General features: G+C 38.4%; 18 protein-coding genes. 9 read left to right on the top strand and 9 right to left on the bottom strand.

Annotated elements, in window-relative coordinates:
* Positions 1-74 precede the first annotated feature (74 nt).
* Together HMPREF3034_RS03595 and HMPREF3034_RS03590 are read right to left on the bottom strand one after the other, a co-directional pair.
* Positions 75-1,358: a M64 family metallopeptidase gene (locus tag HMPREF3034_RS03595; protein ID WP_062433245.1), complete on the bottom strand. Its 1,284-nt coding sequence runs from the start codon at positions 1,356-1,358 to the stop codon at positions 75-77.
* An 11-nt stretch (positions 1,359-1,369) separates the two neighbouring features.
* Positions 1,370-2,227: a glucosaminidase domain-containing protein gene (locus HMPREF3034_RS03590; RefSeq protein ID WP_369796361.1), complete on the bottom strand. Its 858-nt coding sequence runs from the start codon at positions 2,225-2,227 to the stop codon at positions 1,370-1,372.
* 192 nt (positions 2,228-2,419) lie between these two features.
* On the opposite strand from HMPREF3034_RS03590, the gene HMPREF3034_RS03585 reads away from it, so the two are divergent.
* A complete protein-coding gene (locus HMPREF3034_RS03585) occupies positions 2,420-2,797 on the top strand; it encodes a 2-amino-4-hydroxy-6-hydroxymethyldihydropteridine diphosphokinase (RefSeq protein ID WP_197421722.1) in 378 nt (125 codons plus the stop codon).
* A gap of 4 nt (positions 2,798-2,801) precedes the next feature.
* On the opposite strand, the gene HMPREF3034_RS03580 is transcribed toward HMPREF3034_RS03585, so the two are convergent.
* From HMPREF3034_RS03580 to HMPREF3034_RS03565, 4 genes are read right to left on the bottom strand one after another with little or no spacing between them, the layout of a single operon-like run.
* A complete protein-coding gene (locus tag HMPREF3034_RS03580; RefSeq protein ID WP_369793936.1) occupies positions 2,802-3,560 on the bottom strand; it encodes a TIGR02757 family protein in 759 nt (252 codons plus the stop codon).
* 7 nt (positions 3,561-3,567) lie between these two features.
* The gene (locus HMPREF3034_RS03575) at positions 3,568-4,194 is read right to left on the bottom strand and encodes a DedA family protein (protein ID WP_036898492.1); all 627 of its coding nucleotides are present in this window, start codon (positions 4,192-4,194) and stop codon (positions 3,568-3,570) included.
* Between the two features lie 11 nt (positions 4,195-4,205).
* The gene (locus HMPREF3034_RS03570; protein WP_036898489.1) at positions 4,206-5,621 is read right to left on the bottom strand and encodes a tetratricopeptide repeat protein; all 1,416 of its coding nucleotides are present in this window, start codon (positions 5,619-5,621) and stop codon (positions 4,206-4,208) included.
* Positions 5,622-5,630: 9 nt separating this feature from the next.
* Positions 5,631-7,346, bottom strand: a complete 1,716-nt coding sequence (locus HMPREF3034_RS03565) for a glutamine--tRNA ligase/YqeY domain fusion protein (protein ID WP_062433237.1) — start codon at positions 7,344-7,346, stop codon at positions 5,631-5,633.
* 628 nt (positions 7,347-7,974) lie between these two features.
* Here HMPREF3034_RS03565 and trpD point away from each other — a divergent pair.
* The 8 genes from trpD to HMPREF3034_RS03525 all read left to right on the top strand — a co-directional run bounded on the left by trpD (position 7,975) and on the right by HMPREF3034_RS03525 (position 15,325).
* Complete coding sequence (gene trpD / locus HMPREF3034_RS03560) at positions 7,975-8,979, top strand: anthranilate phosphoribosyltransferase (protein WP_197421721.1); 1,005 nt, start codon at positions 7,975-7,977, stop codon at positions 8,977-8,979.
* Entirely contained in the window at positions 8,979-9,791 is an 813-nt protein-coding gene (trpC, locus tag HMPREF3034_RS03555; protein ID WP_062433250.1) for an indole-3-glycerol phosphate synthase TrpC, read from the top strand. Before trpD ends, trpC begins: the two co-directional genes overlap by 1 nt.
* Positions 9,792-9,796: 5 nt before the next feature.
* On the top strand, positions 9,797-10,510 hold the full coding sequence (locus HMPREF3034_RS03550; RefSeq protein ID WP_036898483.1) for a phosphoribosylanthranilate isomerase: 714 nt from the start codon (positions 9,797-9,799) through the stop codon (positions 10,508-10,510).
* Positions 10,507-11,283 (top strand): tryptophan synthase subunit alpha, encoded by a 777-nt coding sequence (gene trpA, locus HMPREF3034_RS03545; protein WP_036898479.1) that lies wholly within the window; start codon positions 10,507-10,509, stop codon positions 11,281-11,283. The genes HMPREF3034_RS03550 and trpA overlap by 4 nt, the downstream gene beginning before the upstream one ends.
* Before the next feature lie 4 nt (positions 11,284-11,287).
* Positions 11,288-12,493, top strand: coding sequence for a tryptophan synthase subunit beta (trpB, locus tag HMPREF3034_RS03540; protein ID WP_036898476.1), 1,206 nt, complete (start codon positions 11,288-11,290; stop codon positions 12,491-12,493).
* A complete protein-coding gene (locus tag HMPREF3034_RS03535; protein ID WP_036898473.1) occupies positions 12,480-13,916 on the top strand; it encodes an anthranilate synthase component I family protein in 1,437 nt (478 codons plus the stop codon). The genes trpB and HMPREF3034_RS03535 overlap by 14 nt, the downstream gene beginning before the upstream one ends.
* Positions 13,917-13,927: 11 nt before the next feature.
* A complete protein-coding gene (locus HMPREF3034_RS03530) occupies positions 13,928-14,491 on the top strand; it encodes an anthranilate synthase component II (RefSeq protein WP_062433234.1) in 564 nt (187 codons plus the stop codon).
* Between the two features lie 279 nt (positions 14,492-14,770).
* A complete protein-coding gene (locus tag HMPREF3034_RS03525; protein ID WP_062433247.1) occupies positions 14,771-15,325 on the top strand; it encodes a UpxY family transcription antiterminator in 555 nt (184 codons plus the stop codon).
* A gap of 41 nt (positions 15,326-15,366) precedes the next feature.
* Here HMPREF3034_RS03525 and HMPREF3034_RS03520 read toward each other — a convergent pair whose 3' ends face one another.
* The 3 genes from HMPREF3034_RS03520 to HMPREF3034_RS03510 form a co-directional block, all read right to left on the bottom strand.
* The gene (locus HMPREF3034_RS03520; RefSeq protein ID WP_062433231.1) at positions 15,367-16,932 is read right to left on the bottom strand and encodes a peptide chain release factor 3; all 1,566 of its coding nucleotides are present in this window, start codon (positions 16,930-16,932) and stop codon (positions 15,367-15,369) included.
* Between the two features lie 72 nt (positions 16,933-17,004).
* A complete protein-coding gene (locus tag HMPREF3034_RS03515) occupies positions 17,005-17,553 on the bottom strand; it encodes a DUF4924 family protein (protein ID WP_036900312.1) in 549 nt (182 codons plus the stop codon).
* 2 nt (positions 17,554-17,555) lie between these two features.
* A complete protein-coding gene (locus HMPREF3034_RS03510; RefSeq protein WP_036900315.1) occupies positions 17,556-18,227 on the bottom strand; it encodes a LysE family translocator in 672 nt (223 codons plus the stop codon).
* Positions 18,228-18,344 lie beyond the last annotated feature (117 nt).

Raw genomic sequence — 18,344 nt, 5'->3', positions numbered from 1 at the left:
AGAGGGGGTATCAATTTTGACACACCCTCTTTGCAATATCCTCATATATAGTTTTTGCTATAGCAATTTACGTATTATTCGGTATAAAACTGTATGAGTCTACGTAGCGCTCTCTCGCATACGGGGCAGAAGTATGGATACTCATTGGTTCTCATACGGCAATCCATCATTGGTCTATACATGCCTTTTAGTGCATATCCCGCTCCTTCGTATACACCTACTTTACTCTTATTTTTGTCTGTGATAGGGGTAGGGACGGGCGTATATTGATCCAACATGTCTTCCCATTTGTTGTGGAAGTCGACCAGTGTGGTTAGGTTGGGCTCCCAAGGCTCAATATCGTGTGGATACATCGGTATTTGTTCAGATTCGTATCCGTATTCATCGCCAAGTCCGGCAAAGCTATGGCCAAACTCATGTACGACGACTTGAGGGGTCAATTTGTGATGAGCCGCAGTTAAGTTATATGAATTGAGGATGCCACCACCGCCGTATTTGTCTGTATTTACTAGTACGATGATATGTTCATAGGGCAGTCCGGCTAGCCAATCGTGCAAATCTTTCAAATGCAGTGTTGTCAGATAGCGGTCGCTGTAGAATGTGTCGAAATGGGAGTGGAGTGCTGTATTTTTCCAAATACCCTTCCCCGGTTCGCTCGTTCCGCTTTCACGCGAGGGGGATTTTACTGCGATGACTTGGAAACGGTCTTTATATGACTTGAATGGTTCGTAAGTGAAGAGTATATTTATAGCCTTCTTTGCGTCTTCAATGAAAGTCGACATCTCGCTTTTTTGATACCCTTCGGCAATGTAGGCTATGCGAATACAGTTGTTTGTATCTTTGGGTGTGGAGAGCACTTCATAAGGTGTAGTGTCTTTAAAGCCTATATGTTTGATAAGGATGTCGGATGGTATAATTCGGTGAGTCAATGTGGCTACGACTTGCCTTCTGTTGTTTCGTAGGTCTAGGGTTACTTCGACCGTATCTTTCGGCATAGGAATCAGCAACACGTTTTCAAAAGACTTGCTGTTGGTCTTGGCTTCATCATAGCTTAACCACTCTTGAAACAAGGACGAGAAAGAGTTTTTATAGATAACTTTTCCTGTATGATGGTCTCTTACCGTAATCTGTCCATTACCCTCAACAGGGAGTTCTGTCAACCTCTTCTTTTTGCCATACCATCTCGGAGATACGTTGAGCTGGTCTATGGAGATATTTTGTAGTTCTACATTCCCCGAAAAAGTATAGTCTATTCTCAATGTACTATCTCTGAAATGATGATGAAACTCTTGAGCATACGTTTTGGAAACAGTGCATAACACTGTCAGTAATAGATAGATAAGGCTTATTTTTCTCATTGTCACGAAATTTAGTACACTCTCAGACTGTCGCCAACTTTAGGTGAATAGTCGGGAGACAAGTGGTTCTTTTTGTATAAGTTCTTGAGCCTGATACCATAAAATTGAGCGATACTATACATGCTTTCACCCTCTTTAATGATATGTGGTCTCTTCTTATATTGCTTTTCTGCCTTTGTTCTTTTCTTTTTGAGATAGATGGTTTCGCCAGTTACGAGGGCATCTTTCTTATTTCTCTCATTGTATTTTGCAATTTTACGATATGAGATACCTACCTCTTTTCCAATGCTCTTGAAGGTATCTCCCAGACGAGCTTTGAGATAGTAGTTATCATTGTAGCGATATATTGGATGCAGTTTTCCGTCAGGATTGACAGGCGTATCGACTGCGTTGTGGCGAGCCATGAACTTGTCATAGCTTTGCGCATTATCATAAACATAGAGTTTATACAATTGGATAATCTCTATTAGTTTGGTCGCATATCTTGGATTTGTGGCATATCCGCAGGCTTTCAACCCATTTGCCCAACCTCTATAATCTGTTCTGTTTAAAGAGAAAAGTCTACTGTATCTAGATTGTTTGGCTAGAAACTTGCTGTGGTCTTCGTAACTTTGTAAAGCGTTGTCATAAGAACGGAAGCATTCGCCTTCTGCATCATCGTTATGGTAGATGGTTCTACCTTGCCAATTGTGGCATTTGATACCGAAATGATTATTGCCTTTAACACTCAATTCGCTCATTCCTGCTCCGCTCTCCAATAGTCCTTGTGCTAGTGTGATGCTTGCCGGAATATCGTATTTGAGCATTTGTTCAATGGCAAGGTCTTTGTATTGGTTGATATATGCTTGATACGAAGAATTCCATCTCATTTGACCAAATGATTCCAATGAAATGAGACAGAATATATATATAATAGTATTCCTTAAATGCATTATGTTTCTTGCTTATCTGACTTATTCCAAGATAAGTCTCATGATTGTATTGAACAAAAGTACAGAAAAATAAAAATGTATGAAAGGAAATACACTCCTTTAATAATTATTAGTAAATTTGTGACATATATGAAACATTATCGGGTATTATTGGGAATTGGTTCTAATGACCGTCCTGTTGAGAATATAAATAGAGTGAAGGCAATGTTATTGGCGGTATTGTCTGATATTCAATATTCTAGTTGCGTTCCAACAAAGGTAATAGGCATGTATGCAGCTGATTTTTTGAATTGTCTTGTGCTTGGTACGACCGAGATGGCTTTGGAAGAACTTAATCAGAAACTTAAGACGATGGAAAAAAAGTGTGGAAGAACTGCACTGTCGAAGGATTTAGGTTGTATCCCGGTAGATATAGATGTGTTGTTATATGGGAAAGAAAAGTATCATGAAAATGACTGGGATAGACCCTGTATTCAACAACTTTTGAAGGAGATGGATATTGAATAATGGGCTATCGATGATTGATATCGTATCCGTATAAGGCAAAATCTCCTTTCAGTGGATCTTCGGGGAAAACATCTTTCATGATTGCAGTGAGACGCTTGGCTACACTCATCGTTGTAGAGGATGTATTCATAAGGCCTAGCCGATTCGCTTCTTGTATTACGTGAGTGTCAAGAGGCATGATTAACGTACGCTTATCTATGATTTTACTCCATATACCTAAGTCTACTGGAGAGTGGTCTCTCGTCATCCAACGTAAATACATACATATTCGCTTACAGCTGGACTTGGCGTTCATAGGAATAGCTTCGGTTTCTTTGTTGAAATAATCAACAATTAGTTCTATGGCATAGAAAGCATCTTTGTCCTTTATATTTGTCGAGATAAAATGATATAAAGAACCATATTCATTGATGAGAATGCTTAGTTTGTTCAGCAATGCGTAAATTGTATGATTACTGTATAGTCTGTAGTAACACTGATTATCGTTAGGAATGTCAGACTCAAACATTCTGTCTTTTACCCAATGAAAGGGCTGATCATGGCTATAATCAAGAAAATTTTGAATCTTTGGAAAGAATTGTTTACGCGAACCGTAGCTTAAACAAGATGCAAGAAAGGCGAGCGTCTCTTGATTTCTTTCCCCTGTAACCTGATGCATAAACCATGCCGGATCATTCTGTAGAAATGCTTTTGTCTCGTATGTATCGGCATATTCTTTTAGATGTTGATATAGTTGATTCGGTATGGTGTGGATTCTTTTCAAGAATTGTTTATTTTTTAAAACGTTTCAAATTATATTTGATGACGAAATAGACAATGGCTATGGCTATCAAACCTATAATGGCAATCTTGATATATTCTCCATATTCCATGATTTTGTCTTGAAGTAACTCTTCTGGTACAATACTGTGGAGATACCATCCTAATGCTGCAAGGATACAGTTCCATGCCCCAGCACCAATCGTTGTATAGAGTAAAAACTTTCCATAGTGCATCTTGGCAAGTCCTGCTGGGATGGAAATGAGGTGTCGGATGCCGGGTAAGAGGCGACCAGTGATAGTTGCCACCATTCCATGGTTATAAAAATACTTTTCACTCTTCTCTACTTTGGCTTGGTTGAGCAAACATAGATGGCCTAGTTTGCTGTTTGCGAATTTATAAATAAGTGGACGTCCAAGGTAATATCCGGCAATGTAGTTAATAGTAGCACCCAAGTCGGCACCAATAGTAGCAAAGAGAATGACAAGTGCGATATTTAGATTACCACTGGCCGCGTGATAGGCTGCGGGTGATACTACTAATTCTGAAGGAACAGGAATAACGGTACTTTCCAGTAACATTAAGAATAGTATCGTTCCATAATTGAGGTTTCCTAATAAGGATGATAGCCAACTCATAATTTGTTTCTTTAATTTGGGTTGTTATTAATGTAATCAATATATTGTTCAGGCTCTAAGTCTTCGGGAAAGTCTTGGCCTAAAATCATTTGTGCTTCATAAGGATTGACTTTGCAAGCCTTTTCTATGGCAGCGCGATATTCTTCTGTCTGACCCATATATTTGCAACAGTAGGCAAGATAAGCCCATCCTGTAGTCCACTTGTTGTCTACGGCTTGGAGTAGAGCCTTAAACATTTTATAAGCTAACTGTATATATCCGTTATCGAATACGGAAATGGCGATACGAAGAAATATCTGTGGAGAGGAGTTTGATAGTTTGATAGCTCTTTGGAAATACTTCTGTGCATCATCTATATTTCCATGCTCCAATACTAAATGTCCTCGTAGTACTTCGAGCTCGTCTTTACTACTATGTGGAAGGAGCTCGGCTCTATCGACGTATCCCAAAGCTTTATCAGTATTGCCTTGTCTAGATAAGGCGAAAGCTAATTCTTGATATATTTCAGATAGATTGGGGGATAAATGTGGAGCCTGCTCGGAGGCTTTTATTAAATGTGCAATAGCCTCCGTGGTTCTATCCATGTTGAAAAGCGTTATTCCTTGCAACATCTCACCCAGTTCTTCGTGTGGGCATAATTTGGAAAAACGTTGGTAATACTTGAGGGCTTCTTCATAATTGCCCAATGCAAATAGGCCATTGCCCTTGTTCAAGATAGCTTCGTCGTCATTGGGATTAATGGCTATAGAGAATTCACTGCTACTGATGCTGTTTTTAAAATCATTCCTCATCAATTGCGAGGAAGCCAATTGGTTCCAATAGGGGCTTGCGTATGGGTTGCCATCAATGAGTTCGTTGAAGATGCGTTCGCATTCTTCGTATTGCCCATTGCCCATTGCTATTCTGCCTTGGAGTTCTTTGTATTCCTCGGAAGTATTATCGCTAGCTAGCTCCAACCATTCTTGAGCTTTATCTACAATGTCGTAATCAGAAAAAAGTGAAGCTACATCTATATAGAAATCTTCAATATCTTCTTCGGCTATGTTGTTGAGACACTGACGCAGATATTTGTCTGCTACTTCAATTTTATCTTGCACAAGTAGTATCTCCGCTTCGATATAGAAGTAATCAAGGTCTGATTTGTCTTGCACTTGTGCTACGTATTTCTTTGCTTTTTCTATATTTCCCTCTCGCAACAAGGCGAATCTAGCTTTGAAAAGGAGTGGGGCTGTAGCACCGGGAAAGAGTTGGATGGCATAATCAATTACTTCAATAGCCTGCTCGGTACAGCCTTTGGAATGGTAATATTCGGCTATATCGGTTAGTTCTTCAGATTCCAAATACGGATATTTTCCCTGTTGTAGGCTTTCTTCATATTTGTGGAGTAGATCTTTGAACTCATTGCTATTGAAATAATTGTCTGCCATGTACTACGTTTACTTGTTAAGTTTAGCCCATGTATCTTTCAAACTGACAGTCTTGTTGAAGATAGGCTTCTCCGGTGTAGAATCAATATCTGCCATAAAGTATCCTATTCTTTGGAATTGCAGATATTCACCTGCGGACTTTTGAGCTGCATAGTTTTCAACGTAGCAATTTTCGTAAATGTACAAGCTTTCTGGATTTAGTAATTCTCTAAAATCACGTTCGTCTGCAGATGGATTCTCGATGTTGAAGAGTCTGTCGTACTCTTGAACTGTGGCTTTGACGCAAGAATCTGCCGATACCCAATGTAGGGTACCTTTAACTTTGCGGTTTGCACCTTCAAGTCCACTTTTACTCAATGGGTCATATTCTGCTTGAATCTCAGTTATATTTCCGTTTTCATCTTTAGTGCACCCTGTACACTTAATAATATACGCATTTTTGAGCCGAACCTCATTACCATGAGTCATTCTGAAGAATTTCTTTGGAGCATCTTCCATGAAATCAGAACGTTCAATCCATAAGTTTTTGGTGAAAGCAATGGTGTGTGTGCCATCTTCTGCATTTTCAGGATTATTGATAGCTTCCATTTCTTCTAGCTGTCCGTCGGGATAGTTTGTAATGACAAGTTTTACAGGATTTAGCACTGCACTCACACGACAAGCCCTCTTATTCAAATCTTCTCTGACAGAAGCTTCCAACAATGCCATATCGTTTAAAGCGTCAAATTTTGTGTATCCAATAGAATCTATAAACATACGGATACTTTCTGGTGAGTATCCTCTTCTGCGCATACCACACAATGTAGGCATACGTGGGTCGTCCCATCCTGCTACTAACTTCTCATCAACCAAAGTATGGAGCTTTCTCTTGCTCATAACAGTGTATGTAAGATTAAGACGGTTGAACTCAATCTGTCTAGGACGATTGTCATTCAATACGTTGGCTGAGCCGTCTTTCTCTTTCAAGAAATCGATAAACAGATCGTAGAGAGGGCGGTGAGGTACAAATTCCAGTGTGCAGATGGAGTGAGTTACCCCCTCGAAGTAATCGCTCTGACCATGTGCGAAGTCGTACATGGGGTAGCAGTGCCATTTAGTACCGGTGCGATGGTGTGGAGTTTGAATGATTCGATAGATGATGGGATCTCTGAAATGCATGTTTGGATTAGCCATATCTAATTTAGCTCTCAAGACCATACTACCTTCTACGGCTTCTGGAGTATTCATCTGCATGAAAAGTTCAAGGCTTTCTTCTATGGGACGATTCCTGTATGGGCTATCTTCACCCGGCGTTGTTGGAGTGCCTTTTTGTTGTGCTATCTGCTCGGAAGTCTGTTCGTCAACATAGGCTTTACCTTGTTTGATGAGCCAAATGGCAAAATCCCACAACTTCTCAAAATAGTCAGAAGCATAATAGATATTTCCCCATTTGAATCCAAGCCAACTGATATCATGCAGGATATTCTCTACATATTCGTTGTTTTCTTTACTTGGGTTCGTGTCATCAAAACGGAGATTGCATATACCATTGTATTTTTCTGCAACACCAAAGTCCATGCAAATAGCTTTTGCATGTCCTATATGTAGGTAACCGTTTGGCTCAGGCGGGAAACGAGTTTGAATACGTCCACCGTTTTTACCATCAGCTAAGTCTTTTTCTACTAGTTGTTCTACAAAACTAATACCTTTTTTAACCTCAGTATTATTTTCTTCTTTCGTTACCATAGTGTTTGTCTTCTAATTTTTGGTTACAAAGTTAATAAAAAGATGATAGACAATAGCAAGTATGAATATTTTTATTCAAACACCTTATAATAGGATGAATATAATACGAAGAATGAATGACTATTGTTGCTGATATAACCTCCAAAAATATGTTTATAAACATAGAAAAATATTTTTGTGGTTTATTAAAAACTGTTATCTTTGCGCCAGTTATCCTGAATACAATCTTTTTACCTTAAAAAAGCTAATACCTATTGAGATTGGATGCCTCCCTTTGAGAAAAGGGGGGCGTTTGTTTTTATGACTATATGGCCAGGTAAATAAACAGTGTTGGCATTTATTATAAGGATTAGTCGAATTTTATAAAAAAAGTTTTAATTTGTTTGTGTTTTCTATGGAATGTTGTATATTTGCAAGCAAAGAATAAAATATTTGAAATAAAGAATATGAATATATCAATATCTACAGCATGGTGGTGGCGTTTCTCAAGATTGAAAAAGTCGTGAGTTACGAAGCCATGTAGATATTTGAATAGAAAAGATACATCACAGAGGCCTGTCGTTCTTGCGACAGGCCTCTGTTTTATAATTTATTGCAAATAAAATTGGAATCATAGGAGAATAATAAAATGGCAATGAAAGATGTTTTGAATAAGATGTTGAATCATGAAGTGTTAACTCGTGAAGAAACTAAAGACGTGATTCTTGGTATTACAAAGAGCGAATATCCACAAGAACAGATAACGGCTCTACTCACTGGGCTGCAAATGCGAGGCGTTACGGTAGAAGAATTATTGGGATTCCGTGATGGTATTTTAGAGACAGGTGTTCCGGCACTATTGAATAGCGAACGTTATATAGACGTTGTGGGCACGGGGGGTGATCGGAAAAACACGTTCAATATCTCAACGACCGCTTGTTTTGTTATAGCTGGTGCTGGATATAAAGTTGCCAAGCACGGTAATTATGCAGCTACATCGGTGAGTGGAGCTTCTAATGTTATTCATCAACATGGTGTTGTATTTACTGATGATATGGAAAAATTGAACCGTAGTCTTAATGAAGCCGGCATTGTATATCTTCATGCTCAGCTATTTGCTAAAGCTATGAAATTTGTAGGTCCTATCCGTTCTGCGCTACAATTTCCAACAGTATTTAATCTGTTAGGTCCATTAGTCAATCCTTCGCAGCCGACATGTCAGCTGTTGGGAGTTGCTACGCTTGAGCAGATGCGACTTTATACTCAGGTAAACCAAAAATTAGGAATAGATTTCGGAATCGTAAATAGTATTGATGGTTATGATGAGATTAGTCTGACAGGTGACTTTAAGGTGACAACCAATGATTATGAGAGGGTATTTAAACCTGCAGACCTTGGATTTGAAATTGCCAAACCTGAGGAAGTTGTTGGTGGAGCAACAGAGGAAGAAGCTGCAGCTATCTTTGATGCAGTGCTTGAAAATCGTGCATTACCGGCTCAAAAGAATATAGTTTTGGCTAATGCGGCATTTGGAATCCAAGTGATGGAGCGTGGCAGAAAAGATATTCAAGAATGTATAGAGATTGCACGTGAGAGTATAGATAGTGGTAAGGCTTTGGCCACTTTTAAGAAATTTGTAGCCCTTAATTCATGATGAAAGATATTCTAGAAGAAATAATAGCTCGAAAGCAGAAGGATATAGAACTATTTAAACAGTTTTTACCTCCTAGCAAACTTTATACATTGGTGGAACAGAAGATGATAGAAGGTCAATCGGATATTCCTGATCGTTCTATGAAAAAAGCATTATTGGATTCTGATACAGGTATTATAGCGGAATTTAAGCGTCGTTCTCCTAGTAAAGGTTGGATAAACGAAAAAGGAAAAGCAAATATTATTCCTTTGTCTTATCAGCAACATGGAGCTGCAGCATTGAGTATATTAACAGATACTCCGTATTTTGGAGGCTACGATGAGTTTGTCAGTGAAGCCCGATTGTCGGGTGTTACCCTACCAATACTTTATAAAAATTTCATCATGGATGAATATCAACTGTTTCAAGCTCGTTATTGTGGAGCCTCGGCGATATTATTAATAGCGACTGTAATCACAAAATCTACATGTCGACAGTTTATAGATATAGCCCATGAACTTGGTTTGGAAGTGTTATTAGAGGTACATAGTGAGTGCGAACTGGAATATGTAGAATTATCCCCTGATATGCTTGGTATTAATAATCGTAATTTAGGCAGTTTTAATACTGATGTGGATTGTAGCTTTAAAATGGCGGAATTATTGCCAGAAGATATTTGTAAAGTTAGTGAGAGTGGGATAAGTAATCCTTTGATTGTAAGTCAATTAAGAAGTGTTGGGTATAGAGGATTCTTGATAGGAGAATGTTTCATGAGGCATGATGAACCGGGGGCGGCATTATCAGCGTTTATTCAAGATTTAAAAGAACAATAAAAGATATGGAAAGAGAACAATTAATAGTGAAAGTTTGTGGTATGCGCGACGCGGCAAACATAGAATCTGTGGCCAAGTTGGGTGTGGATATGATAGGGTTAATCTTTTGTCGTACTTCTCCTCGTTATGTTTCAATGGTTGATAGTTTAGCAGGATTTATGCCCAACTATACTGTAAATCAACTCAAGGAAATGAAGAATCCGTCAAAGTCAACTGATATAAAGGTTGCTCCAAAACGTGTAGGAGTTTTTATTGATGAGATGCCGCAAACCATTATTACTCATGTTTATAATTATCGGTTGGATTATGTGCAACTTCATGGATATGAAAATCGGATTATGATAGAGAATTTGCGTCGGACAATAGAGCCGGATATAAGAAGAAATGTAAAGTTCATCAAGACGCTCCATGTGAGCACATTAGAGGATGTAGAGGAATATAAGGATTATGAGGGCGCTGTAGATATGTTCTTATTTGATACGTCTTGTCGTCTAGGTGGTGGTAGTGGACAGAAATTTAATTGGGATTTGCTAAAGCAATATTCCGGTGAGACTCCTTTCTTGTTAAGTGGTGGGATAGGCCCGGAAGATGTTGATAATATTAAGAATTTTAATCATCCCCGCTTTATAGGAGTCGATTTAAATAGCCGATTTGAGATAAAGCCGGCATTAAAGAACATAGACTTATTACAAGAATTTATTCAATCACTCCGAAAATGAACAGAATAAATAAACTTTTTGAAGAGCGAGGTGATAGGAAACTCTTGTCTCTATATTTCTGTGCGGGGTGTCCTACACTTGAAGGAACTGGTAAAGTAATCAAGACTTTACAACGTCGTGGAATAGATATGGTAGAAGTTGGGATCCCATTTAGTGACCCATTGGCTGATGGTCCGGTCATCCAATCGGCCGGAACGCTTGCTTTAAGAAATGGAATGACACTTGCGAAACTATTCAAACAGCTTGAGGAAATAAAGGCAGAAGTAGAAATTCCATTGGTGTTAATGGGCTATCTGAATGTAATAATGCATTATGGATGGAAAAACTTTTGCCAGTCGTGTGTGAAGAGTGGAGTGTCGGGAGTCATTATTCCAGATCTTCCTTTTAATGATTATATGGAAGTGATGAAGCCTATTGCTGATAATTACAATCTTCGTATCATTATGATGATAACACCGGAAACCAGTGAAGAACGCATCCGATTTATAGATGAGCATACTGATGGCTTTATTTATATGGTGAGTAGTGCAAGTATCACAGGTGCTCAAAGTAATTTTGGAGAAGCCAAATTAGCTTATTTTGAGAGAATTAATAATATGAACCTACGCAATCCACGTATGATTGGCTTTGGTATTAGTAATCGCCAGACGTTGGAGAGTGCACAAGAAAATGCCGCTGGAGCTATTATTGGAAGCCGATTCGTAACATTACTCAATGAGACAAAGGATGCCGAAGAAGCTATTAATGAATTATATGAGGCTTTAAAGAAATAGAATAATGGAAAAGTTTGGAGTTGATAAAAGAGGATTTTATGGTCAATTCGGAGGGGCTTATGTTCCTGAAATCCTTTATAAGTGTGTGCATGATTTACAAAATGCTTATATACCAATTATTGAGAGCGAGAAGTTCCGACATGAATATGAGCAATTATTGAAAGATTATGTGGGCCGACCATCACCTTTATATTATGCACAACGTATGAGTGAGAAGTATGGTTGTAAACTTTATCTAAAACGTGAAGATTTGAATCATACTGGTGCCCATAAGATTAATAATACGATTGGTCAAATCCTATTAGCACGTGAAATGGGGAAGACACGTATCATTGCTGAGACCGGAGCTGGTCAGCATGGAGTTGCTACAGCTACTGTATGTGCTTTGATGAATATGAAATGTGAAATCTTTATGGGAAAGGCAGATGTGGAGCGGCAATATACAAACGTAGAGCGCATGCGTATGCTAGGTGCAACTGTTCATCCTGTTACTACTGGTAATATGACATTGAGTGATGCTTGCTCTGAAGCTATTCGTGATTGGTGTTGTCATCCACAAGATACATTTTATATAGTAGGCTCTACGATGGGCCCTCATCCTTATCCGGATATTGTGGCTAGAATGCAAAGTATTATCTCTAAAGAAATAAAATGGCAATTACAAGAGAAGATAGGACGTGATTATCCTGATTATCTTATAGCATGCCTAGGTGGAGGTTCTAATGCTGCAGGGACGATTTATCATTATGTTGATGACGAACGGGTGAAGATAGTATTGGCTGAAGCCGGGGGACATGGTGTTGATACTGATTATACCGCAGCTACTATCCATCGCGGTACTGAGGGTATTATTCATGGTGCTCGTACGCTAGTAATGCAAACTGAGGATGGACAGATAGAAGAGGCATTTACCATTAGTGCCGGGCTTGATTATCCGGGTATTGGTCCAATGCACGCTTATCTTTCTCAGGTGGGGTGCGAGCAAGTTTTGGCTATCAATGATGATGAAGCTATCTATGCCGGATATGAGTTAACCCGTATGGAAGGAATTATTCCTGCGATTGAGAGCGCACATGCAATAGCTGCATTAAAGAAGATAAGTTTTAAACCTGATGATGTGGTAGTGCTTACTGTTTCTGGTCGTGGTGATAAAGATGTAGAGACTTATTTGAATAATAAAGTAATGGCAAAAGAGTATGGAAACTTTTAATTATATCACAGTTACACGTAAGATATTGGCAGATCTCTATACCCCTGTGGGTATTTATATGCATTTGCGTGACAAATATCCTCAAAGCGCTTTGATGGAAAGTTCGGATTATCACAGTCATGATAATTCTCGTTCTTTTATAGGGATACATCCTATAGCAAGTATTATGATAGGGCATGGGGCTGTGAATTGTAGTTTCCCGGATGGCACTACAGAAACCGAACGATTACCTATATTTACTCAGAAAGGAGCTGATACTTGTAAATTAGCTGTGGCAAATGCCATGAATCGTTTCTTAAAGAGATTTCATGTAGAAGGTGAAAGAAAGGATTTGTGTGGTTTGTATGGGTATACGGCATTTAATGCAGTGCGTTATTTTGAGAATATCCCGATAAAAGACGAAATAATAGAAAAGAATGATGCACCGGATATTTATTATATCTTGTATCAGAATCTTATAGTCTTTGATCATTTCAATAATACAATTGAGTTAATCACATTAAGTGATTCTGATAGTGAAAAAGGAGAAATTGAATTAGATAAATTAATTAAGTCCATTGATTGCGCAAATGTTAAACCGTATGGCTTTCGTCCGATAGGGGAGACAATCAGCACTTTAACGGATGAACAACATAAAGCAAATATTAGGAAATGCGTACAACATTGCTTACGCGGTGATGTCTTTCAAATAGTCGTGTCACGCCGGTTTATCCAAAGATATGAAGGTGATGATTTTAAACTTTATCGCGTTTTGAGAAGTATTAATCCTAGTCCTTACTTATTTTATTTAGATTTTGGAGGGTTCCGAATATTTGGTTCGTCACCGGAAACTCATAATCGAATGATGGGAAATCAATCTTTTATCGACCCTATTGCAGGCACAACAAGGCGGACAGGCAATCAAGAACAGGATCAAAAGAATGCATCTTTTTTAGCTAATGATTCCAAAGAGAATGCAGAACATGTAATGTTGGTAGATCTAGCACGCAATGATTTAAGTCGAAACTGCCATGATGTAAAGGTTGATTTTTATAAAGATATGCAGCTTTATAGCCATGTTATTCATTTAGTAAGCAGAGTCAGTGGGGTATTAGATGAAGGAGCAGATCATATAAGCGCTTTTATAGACACCTTTCCAGCGGGTACACTTAGCGGTGCTCCCAAGGTAAAGGCGATGCAAATTATTAGTGAATTAGAGCCCCATAGTCGTGGAGTGTATGGTGGATGCATTGGTTTTATAGGGCTGAATGGTGATTTGAATCAAGCAATTGTTATCAGAACATTTGTTAGTAGGAATGGAGAATTATGGTTTCAAGCTGGTAGTGGTGTTGTATCTAAGAGTGATGCAGACTATGAATTAGAGGAATGTAACAATAAGTTGGGAGCTTTAGCTCAAGCAATCAAAATAGCTGAAAATATCTAAATATGTAAAGTATGAATGTTGTAATCATAGATAATTATGATTCTTTTACCTATAACTTGGCTCATTTGGTAAGAGAATTTGGAGTAGAAGTTACTGTGTATCGTAGCGATCAATTTACATTGAAGCAGTTAGAACCTTTTGATAGAATTATACTTAGTCCGGGTCCGGGGCTTCCTAGTGAATCGGGATTGTTGTTGGATGTCATTAAAACTTATGCGGGACATAAACCTATATTCGGTGTTTGTCTAGGACATCAGGCTATAGGAGAAGTTTTTGGAGCGAAACTTATCAATCTACAACATGTGTATCATGGCGTTGCTACTGAGGGTACACAATTTGGTAATGACCCTATATTTACCGGATTACCTCGTCGTATGATGATGGGGCGCTACCATAGTTGGGTGGTTGATAAAGAGGAGTTTCCTAATTGTTTGGAAATTACTGCTGTAAGTGATGATGGGCAAATCATGGGCTTATGCCATAAGAACTATAATATTCATGGTATACAATTCCATCCTGAGTCTGTACTTACTCCTCAAGGACGTATTATTATGCAGAATTGGCTTCGTACTTAACTCTCCTTTTCACTACTTATAATATAGATACCCTGTAGCAGTCCCTGCTATTGGGTATTTATTTTTATGCCTTTGTTATTTAGAAATAAATGTTTTCACGATAATTTCATGTTAGTTGTTCTACGAAACGAATCTATAAAAATGATTTTGTATAATAAGTTTTTAACTTTGTGCTTATAAAACTCTAAGAAAAATATTACTTTTGTATAACACAATTAGATTTATCTTCACATGTTACCAGATACTGAAACTATTGAATTAAAGGAAGTCTCTTTACCTATGAAAGATACGGAAGATATATTGCAAGATGATTTCCCTTGGTATGGCATTAAGCTTTATACCGTGAGACAGCAAGAAGTTGCAGACTATTTTGCTCAATTTCAATTAGAGACTTTTATTCCTCAAGAGTACGTTGATGTCGAAACAAGTGAGCATAAGATCAAGCAAGTTTTGCGTCCGGTAGTCCGGAATCTCCTGTTTCTAAAAAAATCTAAGGATGAAAAGGAGATAAGAGAAATTGTAACCAATTGTAATTATAAGATTTCTGTATTAACAAAGGGGCGTACTGATCGGGTGTATTATGAAATACCTGCTAAGCAGATGTTTGAGTTTCGCGTGATGTGTAATCCTCAAATCACTATGCGGAAATTCCTTAGTGAGAAAGAGGCACATCTGAAAGCAGGCTCGCGTGTAGTCGTGAAGTATGGTCCGATGAAAGGGCTTACCGGTCGATTGGTACGAAGTAGCAAGAAATATTATTTATTAAAAGAGGTACCGGGAATGGCCATCATGTTAAAAATATCTAGATGGTGCTGTGTGAGTTCGGAAAGTTAGTTAATGCATCTATAAAGCTAGATGCATTAACTAATATCCTGTTAGAACTCAGATGTGAAGTGGAATTTGATATGTTCAAAGTCTTGTTGAGCCATACTTAGTACATACCCGCTGTCGGCAAGGAAGACGTCTCGGCCTTCACGGTCTTTTGCCATATATTGGTATTTTCGTTTTTTGAAGTTTTCAAGTTCTGCTTCATTGTCACTTTCTATCCAGCAAGCCTTGTATAGATGTACTGGTTCCCAACGACATTTCGCATTATATTCATTCTCCAAACGATATTGGATGACTTCAAACTGTAGTTGTCCGACCGTTCCAATAATTTTTCTATTATTGAATTGGTTTACAAAGAGTTGGGCCACACCCTCATCCATTAATTGCTCAATACCTTTTTGAAGCTGCTTGCTCTTCATCGGATCTGCATTCTCTATGTACTTGAACATTTCCGGTGAAAAACTGGGTAAGCCTCGGAAATGGATTTGTTCGCCCTCGGTCAGGGTATCACCTATCTTAAAGATACCATTATCGGGGAGTCCGACAATATCTCCGGGATATGCTTCGTCAATCGTACTCTTGCGTTGAGCCATGAATTGGGTAGGAGAGGAGAACCGTACAGTCTTACCCAAACGGATATGTTGATAAGGTTGATTCCTTACAAACTTACCACTGCAAACTTTACAGAATGCGATACAACTGCGGTGATTAGGGTCAATATTTGCTGTAATCTTAAAGATAAAGCCTGAGAATTTCTCTTCTTCTGGTTTTACCTCACGCTCTTCGGCCATAGTAGGTTGTGGGCTGGGAGCGATTTTAACGAAACAATCTAGTAGCTCTTGAACTCCAAAATTATTCAAGGCAGAGCCAAAAAATACCGGTGCTACTTTGGCATGGCGATAATCCTCTATATTGAATTCCGGGTAAACACCATCCACTAATTCAAGGTCTTCACGCAATTGTGTTGCTTCCCTTTCGCCTACATGGTCGTCCAGTTCTTTGCTATTGACGTCAACTGTCACCTTTTCTGTGACGCGTTGCTTGTTTGGAGTGAATAGATTTAATTGTTGCTCATAAAGGTTGTACACGCCTTTGAAGCGGAGTCCTTGCCCTATAGGCCAACTAAGTGGGCGTACTTTTATCTGTAGTTCTTCCTCCAACTCGTCTAAGAGATCAAAGGCATCACGTCCCTCACGATCCATTTTGTTGATAAAGACGATGACAGGAGTATTGCGCATACGGCAAACTTCCATCAATTTACGTGTTTGAGTCTCCACACCTTTGGCAGAATCCACGACGATGATAGCAGAGTCTACTGCGGTTAAGGTACGGAATGTATCTTCGGCAAAGTCTTGGTGTCCCGGTGTATCAAGAATGTTAACCTTGTAGTCTTTATAATCAAACTCCATGACAGAAGTAGATACTGAAATACCACGCTGTTTTTCAATATCCATCCAGTCTGATGTTGCAGTTTTACGAATCTTATTACTTTTGACAGCTCCTGCTACCTGTATTTGTCCACCGAATAGTAGAAACTTCTCTGTTAAGGTTGTTTTACCGGCATCCGGGTGTGATATAATGGCAAAAGTTCGTCTTCTTTCTATCTCGTTCATTTATTAATTGTCATTAAGTTTTTTAATACCATCGGTCAAACTAACTTTCCTATAACGGATTTCTTTTTGAGTTTAATCGTCCTCAAATTTGAGTCCTTCCGTCCTATCTTTTATATAATAGTCGCTAAGCATACCAATGAAAGTTGTAATTTCTTTGATGGCATTGCTAGTCTCAGGAGTAATGGCTTTTTTTTGTAGTCTTAGTAGCATTACCCCATAGAGTGCATCCATACATGTCTCAATCTCATTAAGTTCTTTATCTCCCTTGTTTCGGAGTTCAACAATGAAAGGAAGTACTTTATAATATTCCGAGGTGTAGAATGGAAATTTGGTACTTTCGAGTAGCATGGCATGTAAATCGGCCATGTCTTTCAGCAATATAGTATTGATGTTCAGATGCCCTTTTTCGCGTTTTCCTTCTTCATTCATCATGCGAATAAGGTTCCCATACCAATCTGCCATTTCTTCTTTTTGCTCATCTGTATATTGAAATTTATCAATATATTCATGTCTGATTCTGCTCAGACTATTTCCATATGCACGAATCAGGTCTTCCACCTGCCACATGTATAATAAGTATTCGGCAATGGACTTCTTTCTTAATTCTTTAGCTATATACATATTTATAATCCCGGTATATGGTACAGGTTGAAAATAGTTCCTATCAAGAATACGATAGAAAAAATAATTACTACCCCTCCAATTACTTTGTTGATAATTAATATGCCGTTATTATCAAATTTATTTCTAATTTTGTCAATGAGCCAAGTCAATCCAAACCACCACAACAATGCTCCTGCCATGATGCTGATGAACCCTATACACATCTCGAAAGGATGGTTAGGTATCACAAATGTCAGCAATGCAAACAAGAACATAAAGATGAATATAATCAGCGGATTGGAGAATGTGACGAAGAATGCGGTTAATCCGTTATGCCATAGAGACCCCTTAGATTTGCTACTACTATGTATATTGCGTGTAGGGTTACTGCGGAAACAGTAAAGGCCAAATATTAATAGCATGACGCTACTAGAGATTTGTAACCAATATTTATGATGTGGATTAGTTATAAGGTTCATGACGAAACTCATACCTAATCCTGTAAATAGAGCATAAATAATATCGCTTACAGCAGCACCAATTCCGGTCACAAAGCCATACCAGCGCCCTTTGTTCAAGGTGCGTTGTACACAGAGGATTCCTACCGGTCCCATTGGAGCCGAAGCAAAGATTCCGATTAGGATTCCTTTAAGCACCAAGTCTATAATATCTATATGGAATGGAAATGGCATAATTGTTGCAAAGTTAGTGCAAATCGTATGAAATGCAAAATAATTCCCGATTTATTTTGCAAGTGTTAATATGCTTAAACAGTATGAGGGTGTGTCAAAATGCAAATTAATAACTTG

The sequence above is a fragment of the Prevotella sp. DNF00663 genome (assembly GCF_001553265.1).
Lineage (GTDB): Bacteria > Bacteroidota > Bacteroidia > Bacteroidales > Bacteroidaceae > Prevotella.
The sequence above is the reverse complement of the archived record's forward strand: the minus strand, read 5'-3'. Positions and strand labels throughout refer to the sequence as shown.